The 14,394-nt window shown below is 72.6% G+C and carries 12 protein-coding genes; 7 read left to right on the top strand and 5 right to left on the bottom strand.

Annotated features, from left to right (window positions below):
• The first annotated feature begins 47 nt into the window (after positions 1 to 47).
• From FHU30_RS34995 to pgi, 5 genes are all read left to right on the top strand, one after another.
• Positions 48 to 1,304 carry an ATP-grasp domain-containing protein gene (locus FHU30_RS34995; RefSeq protein WP_253881826.1) on the top strand — a complete coding sequence of 419 codons (1,257 nt, stop codon included), beginning with the start codon at positions 48 to 50 and terminating at the stop codon, positions 1,302 to 1,304.
• Between the two features lie 59 nt (positions 1,305 to 1,363).
• Positions 1,364 to 2,656, top strand: a complete 1,293-nt coding sequence (locus FHU30_RS35000) for an MFS transporter (RefSeq protein WP_253881827.1) — start codon at positions 1,364 to 1,366, stop codon at positions 2,654 to 2,656.
• A gap of 126 nt (positions 2,657 to 2,782) precedes the next feature.
• Entirely contained in the window at positions 2,783 to 4,036 is a 1,254-nt protein-coding gene (locus tag FHU30_RS35005) for a metal-dependent hydrolase family protein (protein WP_253881828.1), read from the top strand.
• Position 4,037: 1 nt separating this feature from the next.
• Positions 4,038 to 4,385: a hypothetical protein gene (locus tag FHU30_RS35010; protein ID WP_253881829.1), complete on the top strand. Its 348-nt coding sequence runs from the start codon at positions 4,038 to 4,040 to the stop codon at positions 4,383 to 4,385.
• A 211-nt stretch (positions 4,386 to 4,596) separates the two neighbouring features.
• On the top strand, positions 4,597 to 6,246 hold the full coding sequence (gene pgi, locus FHU30_RS35015) for a glucose-6-phosphate isomerase (protein WP_253881830.1): 1,650 nt from the start codon (positions 4,597 to 4,599) through the stop codon (positions 6,244 to 6,246).
• A 215-nt stretch (positions 6,247 to 6,461) separates the two neighbouring features.
• On the opposite strand, the gene FHU30_RS35020 is transcribed toward pgi, so the two are convergent.
• Entirely contained in the window at positions 6,462 to 6,701 is a 240-nt protein-coding gene (locus FHU30_RS35020) for an EF-hand domain-containing protein (RefSeq protein WP_253881831.1), read from the bottom strand.
• 101 nt (positions 6,702 to 6,802) lie between these two features.
• Positions 6,803 to 7,828 carry an AraC family transcriptional regulator gene (locus tag FHU30_RS35025; protein WP_253881832.1) on the bottom strand — a complete coding sequence of 342 codons (1,026 nt, stop codon included), beginning with the start codon at positions 7,826 to 7,828 and terminating at the stop codon, positions 6,803 to 6,805.
• A gap of 81 nt (positions 7,829 to 7,909) precedes the next feature.
• On the opposite strand from FHU30_RS35025, the gene FHU30_RS35030 reads away from it, so the two are divergent.
• Positions 7,910 to 8,788 (top strand): NAD(P)H-binding protein, encoded by an 879-nt coding sequence (locus tag FHU30_RS35030; RefSeq protein WP_253881833.1) that lies wholly within the window; start codon positions 7,910 to 7,912, stop codon positions 8,786 to 8,788.
• Positions 8,789 to 8,839: 51 nt separating this feature from the next.
• The gene (locus tag FHU30_RS35035) at positions 8,840 to 9,343 is read left to right on the top strand and encodes an anthrone oxygenase family protein (protein WP_253881834.1); all 504 of its coding nucleotides are present in this window, start codon (positions 8,840 to 8,842) and stop codon (positions 9,341 to 9,343) included.
• 85 nt (positions 9,344 to 9,428) lie between these two features.
• Here the strand turns inward: FHU30_RS35035 and FHU30_RS35040 are convergent, their stop codons facing one another.
• Genes FHU30_RS35040 through FHU30_RS35050 form a run of 3 tightly spaced genes read right to left on the bottom strand, consistent with a single transcriptional unit; the run spans position 9,429 to position 14,357 of the window.
• Entirely contained in the window at positions 9,429 to 11,327 is a 1,899-nt protein-coding gene (locus tag FHU30_RS35040) for a GH39 family glycosyl hydrolase (RefSeq protein WP_253881835.1), read from the bottom strand.
• Complete coding sequence (locus tag FHU30_RS35045) at positions 11,324 to 12,751, bottom strand: sulfatase family protein (RefSeq protein ID WP_301324079.1); 1,428 nt, start codon at positions 12,749 to 12,751, stop codon at positions 11,324 to 11,326. The genes FHU30_RS35040 and FHU30_RS35045 overlap by 4 nt, the downstream gene beginning before the upstream one ends.
• Before the next feature lies 1 nt (position 12,752).
• Positions 12,753 to 14,357 carry a glucoamylase family protein gene (locus tag FHU30_RS35050; RefSeq protein WP_253881837.1) on the bottom strand — a complete coding sequence of 535 codons (1,605 nt, stop codon included), beginning with the start codon at positions 14,355 to 14,357 and terminating at the stop codon, positions 12,753 to 12,755.
• Positions 14,358 to 14,394 lie beyond the last annotated feature (37 nt).

Below are 14,394 nucleotides of genomic sequence, written 5' to 3' on the forward strand. Positions count from 1 at the left end.
CGCCCGCGCCCCCGGCGGACCCGCCCGGATCAGGAGGAAGGCCGAACATGACGATCCGGCGACCGGCCACCGGCGACCGGCCCCACCTGCTGGTGGTCGCCACCGGGATGCGGACCTACCGCGAGTACCTGCTGCGCTCGATCAGCACGCGGTTCCGCGTCCACCTGTTCCACACCGCCGAGCCGACCTGGGAGGTCCCCTTCCTGGACGGCTGGACGGTGGTCCCGAGCACCCTGGACGGCCCGGCGATGGCCGAGGCCGCCCGCAAGGTGCACGCGGGCGACCCGGTCGAGGGGGTGCTGTGCTGGGACGAGGGCCGCATCCTCGCCGCCTCGCACGTCGCCGAGGCGCTCGGCCTGCGCAACGGCGACCCGGCGGTGATCTGGCGCCTGCGCGACAAGGCCCAGACCCGCGCCGCGCTGGACGCCGCGGGCGTCCCGCAGCCGCGCTCGGTCGCGGTCTCCACCCTGGACGAGGCCGTCGCCGCCGGCGCGAAGGTCGGCTACCCGGCGGTCCTCAAGCCGCGCGGGCTCGGCGCGAGCCTCGGCGTGCTGCGCGTCGAGGACGAGGCGGAGCTGCGCGCCGGGTTCGCCTTCACCCGCGACACCAAGGCCCCCGACCCGGTCGTGTACGCCGGGGACGAGCCGGTGCTCGTCGAGGAGTGCGTCACCGGCGAGGAGATCAGCGTCGACTCGGTCGTCCGCAACGGCGTCGTCGCGCCGCTGTTCATCGCCCGCAAGGTCGTCGGCTACCCGCCCTACGCCGAGGAGGTCGGCCACTACGTCGACGCCGCCGACCCGCTGCTGGACGACCCGGGGCTGCTGCGCGTCATGCGCGACACGCACGCCGCGCTCGGCTTCGAGGACGGCTGGACGCACGCCGAGTACATGCTCACCGCGGACGGCCCGAAGGTCATCGAGGTCAACGGGCGGCTCGGCGGCGACATGATCCCCTACCTCGGGCTGCTCGCCACCGGCGTGGACCCCGGCCTCGCCGCCGCCGCGGTCGCCTGCGGCCGCGCGCCCGACCTGGAGCCGACCCGCACCCGCGTCACCGGCATCCGCTTCTTCTACGTCGACGAGGACGACACGACCCTGGAGTCGGTCGGCTTCGACGAGGCCCGGCTGCCCGCCGGGACCGAACGGGCCGTGGCCGTGGCCGCGCCCGGCGCGGTGGTCTCGCCGCCGCCCAAGGGCACCGTCTGGGGCCGGATCGCCTTCGCGATCGCGTCCGCCGCCGACCGCGACGCCTGCGCCGCCGCGCTGGACGGCGCGGAACGGGCGCTGTCGGTCGTCGAGCGCTGATCCTCCCCGGCCGGCGCCCACACCCCGCAGGAACCGACCCGAGAGAGATGTGAGAGTCCATGCCGACGAAGACCGAGACCGCCGGACCCGGCCGCCCCGGCGTCTGGGCGACCTTCCGCCACGCGCCCACCGCGGCCAAGGCGATCCTGGTCGGGGTGTTCCTGAGCCGCCTCGGCGGCTTCCTCAACATCTTCATCGTGCTGTACCTGACGGCGCGCGGGTACTCGGCCGGGCAGGCCGCGCTCGCGCTCGGCGTGTACGGGTTCGGCGGCGTCGCCGGCGTGCTGCTCGGCGGGACGCTCGCCGACCGGCTCGGCGCGCGCAACTCCACCGTGCTGAGCATGGCGGTCACCGCCGTGCTCACCGCGGCGCTGCTCTACCTGCCGAACTACGGTCTGCTGCTGGTCGCGGTGGCGATCGCCAGCCTGGCCGCGCAGATCTACCGGCCCGCGTCGGCGACGCTGCTGTCCGAACTGATCCCCGAGGACCAGCAGGTGATGATCTTCGGGATGTACCGGCTCGGGCTGAACCTCGGCGCGATGGCCGCGCCGCTGGTCGGCTTCGGCCTGTACCACCTGGACGGCGACGGCTACACGCTGCTGTTCTGGGGCGAGGGCGCGATCGCCATGGTGTACGCGCTGGTCGCGATCGTCGCCATCCCCGCCCGCGCGTCGGCGCCCGCGGAGGCGGACGAGGCCGCGGCGCCGGACGCCGCGCCCGAGCCGTCCGGCGGCTGGGCAGGCGTGCTCCAGGACCGGCGCTACCTGCTGTTCCTGGCCGCCGTCCTGCTCAACGCCATCGTCTACGTGCAGTACCTGTCGACCCTCCCGCTGGACGTCAAGCGCGCGGGTGTGGACCTGTTCTGGTACACCCTCGCGGTCTCGCTGAACGGCTTCATCGTCATCCTCTTCGAGCTGCCGCTCACCCGCTTCTCCCAGAAGTGGCCGTTCACCTTCACCGTCGGGCTCGCGTTCGGCCTGGTCGGCGTCGGCGTGGCGCTCTACGGGCTGCCGATGGGCGCGGCCGTCATCATCGGCGCGACGCTGGTCTGGACGCTCGGCGAGATCGTCGGCGGCCCGGCGGTGTTCGCCTACCCCGCCATGGCCGGGCCCGCACGGCTGCGCGCCCGCTACATCAGCGGGTTCCAGTTCATGCACGCGCTCGGCACGGCGATCGGGCCCGTGCTCGGCGGCGCGCTGTTCGTCCGCATGCACCACGGCGTGTGGCCGGTGCTCGCGGTCGCGGGCCTGCTGGCGGCGGTGTTCGGCGTGGCCGCCATCCGCCCGGACGCGGTCGCGCGCAGCCGAGCCAAGGACACTGCTCCCGGCGCCCTCGTCCCCGAAGAGGCCTGACCCCGCACATCCCGATCCCTCCTGCCTTCTCCCGATTCCCTCCCAGCTTCCTTCCTGATTCCTCCCGGCTTCCTCCCGCGGTCCGGGCCCGCGCGGCCCGGCACGCCCACCGATCGGAGCTACCCCATGACTCTCCAGCGTATTGAGGCCGAGCGCCTGATTCCGGGTTCCGGCCAGCCTGTGGACAACGGGGTCGTCGTCCTAGACGGCGACACCATCTCCTATGCCGGACCCGCGTCCGCCGCGCCCGAGACGCCCGGCGCGGACACCGTCTCGGCCCGCGCCGTCATGCCCGGCATGTGGGACGCGCACGGCCACTTCATGGGCCTGCGCTCGGCCGACTTCAACACCCTCCCGCAGGAGTCGATCCCGCTGCGCTCGGCGCGGATCGTCACCGACCTGCGCCGCGCCCTGGACGCCGGGTTCACCTCCGTCCGCGAGACCGGCGGGCTCGGCATCCACTTCGTCCAGGCGATCGAGGAGGGCAGCGTCGAGGGCCCGTCCATCTACGCGGCCGGCACCACGCTGTCCACCACGGGCGGCCACGGCGACCTGCACAGCCTGCCGCACCACTGGGTGGTCGACTTCGGCCACCTCGGCGGCGAGTTCCGGCTGTGCGACGGCCCGGCCGAGTGCGCCCGCGCCACCCGCGAGCAGCTGCGCCGCAACGCCAGGCTCATCAAGGTCTGCGCGTCCGGCGGCGTGCTGTCGGAGGTGGACCACCCGATCCACCAGCAGTTCACCGGCGACGAGCTGCGCGCGATCGTCGAGGTGGCCGGGATGGCCGACCGGATCGTCGCCGCGCACTGCCACGGCAAGCCGGGCATCATGGCCGCGCTGGAGGCCGGGGTGAAGACCATCGAGCACGGCACCTACCTGGACGAGGAGGCCGCCGTCGCGATGCGCGAGTCCGGCGCCATCCTGGTCACCACCCGCACCATCTTCCTGGAGCTGCTCGACAACGGGCACGTCCTGCCCGAGTACGCGCTGACGAAGCTCGCGGCGACCGTCGACCGGCACGGCGAGGCGATCCAGATCGCGCGCGAGAACGGCGTCACCATCGCCGCCGGCACCGACGTGGCGATGAGCGGCACCGACCTGCCCGACTCCTGGGGGCGCAACGGGCGCGAGGTCGAGCTGCTGGTCAAGCTGGGCCTGACCCCGCTGGAGGCGATCGAGGCGACCACCGCGCTCGGCCCGGCGACGCTCGGCCCGCAGGGACCGAAGTCCGGCGTGCTCGCCGAGGGCTACGACGCCGACGTCATCGTCCTCGACGAGGACCCCCTCGCCGACGTGTCGATCCTCGCCCAGCCCGACCACGTCACCGGCGTCTGGAAGGCCGGGCGCCGCGTCAAGACCCTCACCGCCCAGGAGGCCTGAGATGAGCGACACCGCCCTGCTGGAGATCCGCTTCTTCACCACCAGGCCCGGCACCCGCGCCGAGTTCGACCGGGTCAGCCGCGACGGGACCGTCCCGCTGATGCGCCGCTGCGGCATCGAGGTCCTCGCGCACGGCCCGATGCTGAACGACGACGACGGCTACTGCCTGGTCCGCGTGTTCGAGTCCGAGCAGGACCGGCTCGCGCGCGGCGGCTCGATGTACGAGACGGACGAGTGGAAGGACGTCTACGAGGAGCCGGTCACCGCGATGATGGCCGACTACCGGACGGCGGTGATCGAGGTCCCGCGGCACGCCGTGCACGCCTACGCCTCGGCCCTGCTCAGCTGACCGGCCCGCCGTCCCTCAGCCTGCCCGCGCGCGGCACCTCCGGGGAACCTGTGCTTCCGCCGAACCGGTGCTTCCGGAAACGGGAACACACGCGGTCAGCGGCCAATTTACTCGGGTGACGCACCGGTTCCCTATGATCGCAGGGAGAGTCCGGGGGCGCGCATGCGGGGGCGCTTCGGCGCCGCCGGGCAGGCTGAGGAGATGAGGGGTTATGGCTGATATCACCGAGACACCCGAATGGGCGGCGCTCTCGGCGCACCAGGGGGAGCTGGCGTCCCGCAACCTGCGCGACCTGTTCGCGGACGACCCGGGACGCGCCGAGCGGATGACGGTGACCGCGGGGGACCTGTACCTGGACTACTCCAAGCACCGCGCCACCGGCGAGACGATCCAGCTGCTGGTCTCGCTGGCCGACCGGGCCGGGCTGCGCGAGCGCATCGACGCGCTGTTCACCGGCGAGCACATCAACGTCAGCGAGGACCGGGCCGTCCTGCACACCGCGCTTCGGCTGCCCGCCAACGCCGAGCTCACCGTGGACGGCCAGGACGTCGTCGCCGACGTGCACGCCGTCCTGGAGAAGATGGGCCGGTTCTCCGACCGAGTCCGCTCGGGGGAGTGGACGGGCTTCACCGGCAAGCCCATCAAGACCGTGGTCAACATCGGCATCGGCGGCTCCGACCTCGGCCCCGCGATGGCCTACGAGGCGCTGCTCGACTACGCCGACGCCGGGATCGACGCGCACTTCGTGTCGAACGTCGACCCCGCCGACATCACCGGCACGCTCGCGGGCCTCGACCCCGAGACCACCCTGTTCGTCGTGGCGTCCAAGACGTTCGGCACGCTGGAGACGCTGACCAACGCGCGGGTCGCGCGGCGCTGGCTGGTCGAGCGGCTCGGCGACGACAAGGCGGTCTCCCGGCACTTCGTCGCGGTGTCCACCAACGCCGAGCGCGTCGCCGACTTCGGCATCGACACCGACAACATGTTCGGCTTCTGGGACTGGGTGGGCGGGCGCTACTCGATGGACTCGGCCATCGGGCTGTCGCTGATGGTCGTGGTCGGCCCGGCCCGGTTCCGCGAGATGCTCGACGGCTTCCACGCCGTCGACGAGCACTTCCGCACCGCGCCGTTCAGCGCGAACATGCCGGTGCTGATGGCCATGCTCGGCATCTGGTACACCGACTTCTTCGGCGCGCAGACCCGCGCCGTGCTGCCCTACAGCCAGCGGCTCGCCCGCTTCCCGGCCTACCTGCAGCAGCTCACCATGGAGTCCAACGGCAAGTCCGTCCGCGCGGACGGCGCGCCCGTCGTCGCGCAGACCGGCGAGATCTTCTGGGGCGAGCCCGGCACCAACGGCCAGCACGCCTTCTACCAGCTGCTGCACCAGGGCACCCGGCTCGTCCCGGCCGACTTCATCGGCTTCGCCGAACCGTTCCGGGACGCCAGCGCCGGCGGCGACGCGCCCGGCATGCAGGACCTGCTGGTCGCCAACCTGCTCGCGCAGACCTCGGCGCTGGCGTTCGGCAAGACCGCCGAGGAGATCGCCGCCGAGGGCACGCCCGCCGACGTCGTCCCGCACAAGCTCATGCCGGGCAACCGCCCGACCAACACCATCCTGGTGCCGAAGCTGACGCCGTCCACGCTCGGCCAGCTCGTCGCGCTCTACGAGCACATCGTGTTCGTCGAGGGGACGATCTGGGGCATCGACTCCTTCGACCAGTGGGGCGTCGAGCTGGGCAAGGTCATGGCCAACCAGCTCACCCCCGCGCTCACCTCGGCCGAGCCGACCGGCGACACCCCGGACGCCTCGACCGCCGCGCTCGTCCGCCGCTACCGCGAGCTGCGCGGCCGCCGAGTCTGAGCGCGCCGCCGGAAACGCGCCGCCGAGTCTGAGCGCGCCGCCGGAACGCGCCGCCGAGTCTGAGGGCGCCGCTGGAACGCGCCGCCGCATCTGAGGCGCGCCGGAAACGCGCCGCCCCGTCTGGGCGCGCCGCCGGAAACGCGTCGGGCCGTCCCCCTTCTCGCGGGGGACGGCCCGTGGTCGTTCCGGCGGTTTCCGGCGGCGGTGGCGGAGCGTCAGGCGGGGACGTCCCAGACCTGGGACGACAGCAGTGCGCGGAGCTCCGCGAGGGAGATGAAGCCGTCGTGGTCGGCGTCGGCCCGCTCGAACCTGTCCTGGGTCTCGGCCCGGGTCCAGGACAGCCCCACGCTGTCCAGCACCAGCCCGAACTCCATCAGGTCCAGCCTCCCGTCACCGCCGAGGTCGGCCCGCGTGAACACGGTGACCAGTTCGTCCTCGGCCGGCTTGGTCGTCATCTCACTCCTTGTGATCGTTCGGACAGGATCCCGCATCATGTCACAGCGGAACCCGCCCTCACAGGGGGAAACGCGCTTTTCGATCAAGAGGTTCCCGGTGTTCACGTGCCGTCCGGCGCACCGCCGGGCACCGGCTCCAAACCGGCCTCCAGAGCCGGCCCAGGCGCGGGCCCCGGCGCGGGCTCCAGCGAGGCGTCGGGGTAGTCGCCGCTGCGGTACTCCTGCGGGCTGACGCCGCGCTCGCGCTTGAACGCGGCGCTGAGCGCGAACGCGCTGCCGTAGCCGACCTTCCGCGCGATCGCCTCCAGCGTCAGGTCGCCGCCGCGCAGCAGGTCGGCGGCGTGCGCCAGGCGCAGCCCGGTCAGGTAGGTCATCGGCGGCTCGCCGACCAGGTCGCCGAACCGCTTGGCCAGCGCCGCCCGCGACGCCCCGGCCTCGGCGGCCAGGTCGGCGACCGTCCACGCGCGCGCCGGATGGTCGTGCAGCAGGCGCAGCGCCGGCCCGACGACCGGATCTCCGTGCGCGGCGAACCAGCCCGGCGCCCGCGCGCCCGGCCGGGAGAACCACGCCCGCAGGACGGCGATGAGGATCAGGTCGAGCAGCCGGTCTAGCACCACCGGCTGGCCCGGCGCGTCCCGGACGATCTCCTCGCCGAGCAGCGCCGCCAGCGGCGAGTCCCAGCCGGGCAGGACCGCCAGCGGCGGCAGCGCGGCCAAGAGCCTGCGCTCGACCGCGCCCTGCGCGAAGTAGGTGCCGACCAGCATCGTCGCCGACCCGTCCGGGCGGTTCCCCCACATCCGGACGCCGAACGACATCGACTCGGCCGGCGCGTCACCGAACAGCGTCGTGCACCGCTCCTCGTCATGGATGATCCACTGCACGGGGGAGTCCAGCGCGTCGGAGACCGTGTAGGGGTCGGGCCCGCGCGCGATCGCGACGTCCCCGGGGGACAGCCGCACCGGGTCGCCCTCCAGCGGCCGGATCCAGGCGGTGCCCTCCCGCACGATCATCAGGCTCAGCGGCGCGCCGTCCTCGACCCGGACCGACCACGGCGGCTCCATGACCATGGTCAACAGGAACGCGCCCCGGGCGCGGGGACCGTCGAGGAGGTCGGCGAGGGTGTCCATGCTCGCACCCTAGACGCTCGCTTATGCGGACGGGACTCTCAACCATGTTCGGTGAACCGCGCCGCCGGTTGACTTAAGGACATGACGAACACGGCGCAGAACACCGCGAACACCACCAACGACCAGAATGGGCTGACCCTGGTCCTCAACGGCACCGGCAAGACCGGCCGCCGCGTCGCCGAGCGGCTGACCGGACGCGGCGTCCCGGTGCGCATCGGCTCCCGCTCCGCCGAGACCCCCTTCGACTGGACCGACGCGTCCACCTGGCCGGCCGTCCTGGCCGGGGTGCGCGCCGTCTACGTCGCCTACGCCCCCGACCTGGCCGTCCCCGGCGCCCCCGAGGCCATCACCGCCTTCTGCGAGGCGGCGGTCGGCGCGGGCGTCGAGCGCCTCGTGCTGCTGTCCGGACGCGGCGAGAAGGAGGCCGAGGTGTGCGAGGACATCGTCCGCGCCGCCGGGGCCGACTGGACGATCGTCCGCGCCTCCTGGTTCTTCCAGAACTTCACCGAGACCGACTTCGCCGGGTACGTCGCCGCGGGCCACCTCGCGCTGCCGGTCGGCGAGGTGCCCGAGCCGTTCGTGGACGCCGACGACATCGCCGACGTCGCGGTGGCCGCGCTGACCGAGGACGGGCACGCGGGCCGGCTCTACGAGGTCACGGGGCCGCGCGCGCTGACCTTCGCCGAGGCGATGGGCGAGATCTCCGAGCTGACCGGCCGCGAGGTCGGCTTCAGCACCCTCGAAGCGGCCGACTTCACCGCCGCGCTGGAGGCCGAGGGCATGCCCGCCGAGGAGGTCGCCTTCCTGGCCTACCTGTTCACCACCCTGTTCGACGGCCGTAACGAGCGTCCCGCGGACGGCGTCCGCCAGGCCCTGGGCCGCGAGCCGCGCGACTTCCGCGACTTCGTCCGCGAGGCCGCCGCGTCCGGCGCCTGGCCCGCCCCGAACCCGTCCGCCTGACGGCTTGACCGCCACCCCGATCCCGACCCGGAACCCGAGAGGAAACCCACCATGCGATTTCAGTTCGCTACCGCGTCCGCCGCCCTGGCGATCCTGCTGACGGCCCTGATGGCCGGCGCCTTCTTCGCCTTCTCGGTCGGCGTGATGCCCGGCCTGAACGCGGCCCGGCCGTCCTCGGCCATCGGCGCGATGAACGCCATCAACCAGAAGATCCAGAACCCGGCGTTCCTGGCGACCTTCACGCTCGCGCCGGTCCTGGCGATCGCCGCCGGCGTCCTGCTCCTGACCCTGAACCAGAAGACCGCCGCCTGGCTGTTCTTCGCGGCCGCCGCCCTCTATATCGTCGGCTCCTTCCTGCCCACCGCGGCGATCAACGTCCCGATGAACAACAACCTGGCGAAGGTCAAGATCCCGCACGACGTGGCCGAGGCGGCGAAGGTCTGGAACGACTACTCCGGCCGCTGGACGGCCTGGAACACCGCCCGCGGGGTCTTCAGCTCGATCAGCGTCCTGGTGATGGGCGCCGCGGTCTACCTCTGGGGCCGCAACCACTAGCACCGGCCGCGCGCGACAGCGGCGCGAATCGGACGGCGAGGCCCCGCACCCCGTGGCAAGGGTGCGGGGCCGCTGCGCTGCCCGGCTAGCGAGGGGTGAACTCCAGGAACGACACGCCCGGCATGGGCAGCGTGAACGTGACCTCCGCCGTGCCGCCGGACACCTCGGCGGGCGGGCCGTACTCGTCGAGGGTGTTGGCTTCGGCGAGGCGCTGCCACTGCTCGTCCGACGGCCAGGCCGCGTCCGGACCGGCCATCGCGCGCCACGCGGCGCGGATGTCGGAGTGCCGGTCGTCCACGCGGAGGTGCCGGACGGTGTAGGCGCCGGACGGCAGGTCGCAGCGGACGGTCACCTCCCGCGCGAGCACCGCGTCGCCGTCCGCCTGCGCCTGGTTCAGCGTCCCGTTCCACACCAGGACGGTGAACCGGTCGCCGGCGCGGGACGCCCACGCCTCCACCCCGCCCGTGTCGCCGCTCAGCGCGACCGGCAGCTCGTCCGGGCCGAGCCGGTCCAGCAGCGCCAGCGCCCAGAACCGGGGCTTGCGGAGGTTGCCCACGGTGAGCAGGCCGAACCCGCCGTGGAACAGCGCGGGCGGGCGGCCCAGCTCCTCGAAGTGGTCGGACGCGACCCAGTGCGCCAGCGCCTCGATCCGGCCCGCCGCCGAGCGCATCCCGTGCAGCAGGAACGCCGCGCCGAACGGCCCGTCGCCGATGCCGTGGAAGTGCGTCGGGGTCGGCCCCCACTCGGTCCACCAGACCGGCAGGTCCGGGCGGCCGTGCCGGGCGAGTGCCGGACGCCAGTCGAGTGGAGCGTTCCCGTAGGTGTGCGTCGAGACGAAGTCAAGCGCCGCGCCGGACGCCTCCACGTGCTCCAGCAGCTCGTTCATCCACCCGTTGGCCGCCGACGACGGGCCGCCGACCCGCAGCCCCGGGTCCACCGCCTTCACCGCCGCCGCCGTCACGTCGTACAGGCGCATGAACTCGTCCGCCGTGCCGGACCAGAAGACCTCCAGGTTCGCCTCGTTCCACACCTCGAACGACCAGTGCTCGCGCACCTCGTCCAGCCCGTACCGGTCCACCAGGTGCCGGACGAGCGCCTCGACCAGCGCGCCCCACCGGTCGTAGTCCTTCGGCGGCGAGATGACCGCCTGGTAGGCGAACACCGTTTTGGAGGGGTCCCGCGCCAGGTCGCGCGGCATGAACGACAGCTCCACCACCGGACGCATGCCGAGCCCGGTGACGATGTCGTAGACCTCGTCCACCTTGCCGAAGTCGTGCACGGGCTCGCCGTCCACCTCGCGGTAGACGCCGAGGTCGTCGCAGAGGATCGCGTGCGCCCGGACGGTCCGCACGCCCAGCTCGTCGCGCATCACCCGCAGCGCCTCGGTCAGCTCCGCGCCGATCGGCCGCCCGCCGGTCGTGGCCGTGCTGAGCAGGTGGGACAGGTGCTCCGAGCCGATCATCGGCGTCCACGGACGGGCGACCTCGCCGACCGGATCCGCGCCGACGGCCACGGTGACCGGAGGGGGAGCCGGCGCGGCGGGCAGGGGATGCGCGGTGACGGGCGCGGACGCCGGCCCGACCAGGCCCATCCCCGCGATCGCCGCGACCGTGTACGCGCCGCCCGCCTCCGCGCCCGTGTGGACGTACCGGGTGCCGGGGACCGCGGGCACGTCCACGTCCTTCTGCTCGATCGGCGTGCCGTCGCGATGCGCGAGGTAGCCGATCGCGTCCGGCAGCGGATCCCAGGACAGCGTCACGTGGCCCGCGCCGGGCGTGGCGGTCAGCCCGTCCGGCGCGGACAGCTCGACCCCGGCGGCACGGCCGGCCTCGGACGGCCGGTAGATCCGCTCCGTCCAGTCGCGCCGCGCCCGCGCGGCCAGCTCGGACTCTCCCCGCTCGGCCAGCTCGGACTCCGCCCGCTCGGCTAGATCAGACTCCGCCGGTTCGGATCCGGACGGTTCGCTCAGGTTGGTTTCGGTCATCGCTCCCCGGATTCCTGGAGGTGGTAGGGCTCGTCGCCGAGCTCGTCCTGGAGGCGGGCCAGCTCGGCGGTCAGCTCGGCGCGCACGGACGCGTAGGCAGGGTCGTGGAAGACGCTGCGCAGCTCCCACGGGTCGGCGCCGAGGTCGAACAGCTCCCACTCCGGCGTGTACGTCCGGTCGGACGCGCCGGGCACGCCGAGCCCGTCGGCGTAGTAGTAGACGAGCTTGTGGGTGTGCGTCCGGACGCCGTAGTGGGCCCAGACGTGGTGGATGCCGTCGTCGTGCTCCCAGTAGCGGTAGTAGACCGACCGCCGCCAGTCGGCCGGGTGCTCGCCGCGCAGGATCGGAAGCAGGCTGCGGCCCTGCATCCGGTCGGGCGCCGGAACCCCGGCCGCCTCCAGGAACGTCTGCGCGAAATCGACGTTCACCGCCAGCGCGTCATGCGAGGTCCCCGGCTCGATGACGCCCGGCCAGCGGATGAGGAACGGCATCCGCAGCGACTCCTCGTACATGAAGCGCTTGTCGTACCAGCCGTGGTCACCGAGGAAGAACCCCTGGTCGGAGGTGTAGACGACGATGGTGTCGTCCGCCAGGCCGCGCTCGTCCAGGTGGTCCAGGACGCGGCCGACGTTGTCGTCCACGGACTGGACGCAGCGCAGGTAGTCCTTCATGTACTGCTGGTACTTCCACAGGGCCTCCTCGTCGCGGGTCAGGCCCGGCGGGAGGATCTTCTTGAGGTCGTCGATGCGCAGGTGGTCGGCGACGCGCATCCGCGCCTGCCGGGCGGCGGTCGCGCGGCCCGAGTAGTCGTCGAAGAAGGTGTCCGGGACGGCGAGGTCGTCCTCGAACATGCCGAGATGCTTGGCGTCCGGCTCCCAGTTGCGGTGCGGGGCCTTGTGGTGGACGAGCAGGCAGAACGGGTCGTCGCCGGTCAGGCCGTCCAGCCAGGACAGGGCCAGGTCGGTGATCACGTTGGTGGCGTAGCCGGGGACGGTGCGCTGCGTCCCGTCCATGCCGATGAACACCGGGTTGTGGTAGCGGCCCTGATCGGGCACGACGTCCCAGTGGTCGAACCCGCGCGGGTCGTGGACGCCGCCGTGGCCGAGATGCCATTTCCCCACCAGCGCCGTCCGGTATCCGGCGGCTTGCAGCAGTTCGGGGAAGGCGACCTGGCGCGCGTCGAACTCGGTCGAGAGCGTCTTGACGCCGTTGACGTGGTTGTAGGTGCCGGTGAGGATCGCGGCCCGGCTCGGCGCGCACAGCGAGTTGGTGCAGAAGCAGTTGTCCAGCCGCATCCCGCCCGCGGCGATGCGGTCGATGTGCGGCGTCTCGTTGATCTTCGACCCGTACGCGCCGACCGCGTGCGCCGCGTGGTCGTCGGACATGATGAACACGATGTTCGGCCGCCTGCCGACTCCGGCCATGTCAGTTGCCTCCGGACGGCGCGGCGGTCCGGCCCGAGGGGCCGACGTCCCAGCGCTCCAGGCCGAGAAGCGGTTTGAGCGTGGCGGTCACCTCGCCGGGGGCGAAGTACCGCTGGAGGTCGTGGCCGGCGAGGACGTTCCCGAGCTGCCCCATGACCATGCCCTGGTCGAGCGCCAGGTAGCGCTTGGAGACCTTCCCGCTGCGCACGCCGACCGAATCGTAGAAACCGCCCGGACCGTAGGCGTCGAAATGGGCCTTGAGGTTCGCGAGGTTCGCCTGCGCGGCCTCCGGCGCGTAGGGCAGCGCCAGGAAGGACGCGTGCGGGGTCACGATCCCGTCGCCGTAGGCAGGCTCGGGCTGCGGGTCACGGCATCCGGCATAGCCGGGGTCGGTCTTGTGGCCTTCCTCATCGGACGAGTAGCCGCCCATGCCGAGCATGTTCACGCCATAGGCGCGGTAGCCGCCGTAAGGGTCGTTCGAGGGGGAGAAGCCCCAGTAGCCGTAGCCCGCCTCGGCCATACCGTGCTGGATCTGCCCGTTCACATAGGCGGGGAAGTTCCGTCCCCAGCTGTTGGGGGCCCACGACTGCTCCGGGACGAGGATGTTCGGCATCAGTTCCTCGAACATCGACCCGCCCCAGGTCGGGACGAAACGCGCGCCGCGGTAGCCGTAGGTGCCCTCGTACACCGGCACGCCCAGGTAGGTGCGCGTGGTGCCCTGGGGCTTCTGCGTCTGGGACGCGGTCGTGCAGCCGTCGTCCCCCATCGTGCGGAGCTGCCCGAAGTAGGCGGTCGCGGGAATCTGGCCGCGCGCGATGCCCACGTAGGTCGCGATGCGCGTCTCGCCGGGCGCGCCGTACACGTGGCAGGTGTAGTAGACGTCCGCGCCCTTGCCCGGGTAGTTGCCCTTGATCGAGCAGCCGCCGGGGTCGGTCGCCCAGAATCCGCCGCGCATCGCGCCGGTGCCGGGGTTCGCGCCGCCCTTCGGGTCGAAGTACCAGGAGAAGTCCATGGGGGCGAGCAGCGCCGACGCCTTCGCGCTCGCCGCCGGGACGGCGTTGCGCAGCATCATCAGCGTGGCCGCGAGCCAGGCGTTGTCCACCGACGACAGGAACTGCTTGCCGGGGACGGGCTGGAGCGTGGTCTGGTCGTACCAGTTGTAGAACTGGCCGGACGGGTCGTGCCGGGCGAGCTTCCCTACCGACGTCAGGGCCTTGCTGACGCGGTCGGTCGCGTCCTGCGCGCTGATCAGGCCCAGGTCGCGGGCGACGACCGTGCTCCACAGGTACGTGGCGATGTTGGTCGGCGAGGTCGAGTGGTTCGGCGTGGTGAGGTCGCCGCTGATGTTGTCGGCGGGCAGGCCGGTGGCGGGGTCGGCCATCGCGGCGAGCGACTTCCAGGTGTCGGCCGCGTACCGGCGCAGTTGCGCGACGTCGAGCGCGGTGCCGGGGCGTCCGCCGTGGTGCCCGCCGCCGTGCGGGGGCCGGTGGTGCCCGGCGACTCCCGCGTTCCCGGACGAGGCGCTCGCGGACAGGGCGGTGGCGGGCAGGGCGGTGACGGTGAGTGCGGCGGTCAGCGCGAGCGCCGCAAAGGGTGATCTGCGCAAAGTCCACTCCTAGGGTGGGGGGGAGAGAGGGACGGCG

Origin of the sequence: Actinomadura rupiterrae (assembly GCF_024172125.1) — a bacterium.
Lineage (GTDB): Bacteria > Actinomycetota > Actinomycetes > Streptosporangiales > Streptosporangiaceae > Spirillospora > Spirillospora rupiterrae.

Excerpts from the sequence above, each read along its gene's own strand:
- FHU30_RS35045 (WP_301324079.1), bottom strand. The coding sequence starts at position 12,751 with ATGGCCGGAGTCGGCAGGCGGCCGAACATCGTGTTCATCATGTCCGAC.
- FHU30_RS35020 (WP_253881831.1), bottom strand. The coding sequence starts at position 6,701 with ATGACGACCAAGCCGGCCGAGGACGAACTGGTCACCGTGTTCACGCGG.
- FHU30_RS35035 (WP_253881834.1), top strand. The coding sequence starts at position 8,840 with ATGCGATTTCAGTTCGCTACCGCGTCCGCCGCCCTGGCGATCCTGCTG.
- FHU30_RS35030 (WP_253881833.1), top strand. The coding sequence starts at position 7,910 with ATGACGAACACGGCGCAGAACACCGCGAACACCACCAACGACCAGAAT.
- pgi (WP_253881830.1), top strand. The coding sequence starts at position 4,597 with ATGGCTGATATCACCGAGACACCCGAATGGGCGGCGCTCTCGGCGCAC.
- FHU30_RS35040 (WP_253881835.1), bottom strand. The coding sequence starts at position 11,327 with ATGACCGAAACCAACCTGAGCGAACCGTCCGGATCCGAACCGGCGGAG.
- FHU30_RS35005 (WP_253881828.1), top strand. The coding sequence starts at position 2,783 with ATGACTCTCCAGCGTATTGAGGCCGAGCGCCTGATTCCGGGTTCCGGC.
- FHU30_RS34995 (WP_253881826.1), top strand. The coding sequence starts at position 48 with ATGACGATCCGGCGACCGGCCACCGGCGACCGGCCCCACCTGCTGGTG.
- FHU30_RS35010 (WP_253881829.1), top strand. The coding sequence starts at position 4,038 with ATGAGCGACACCGCCCTGCTGGAGATCCGCTTCTTCACCACCAGGCCC.
- FHU30_RS35000 (WP_253881827.1), top strand. The coding sequence starts at position 1,364 with ATGCCGACGAAGACCGAGACCGCCGGACCCGGCCGCCCCGGCGTCTGG.
- FHU30_RS35025 (WP_253881832.1), bottom strand. The coding sequence starts at position 7,828 with ATGGACACCCTCGCCGACCTCCTCGACGGTCCCCGCGCCCGGGGCGCG.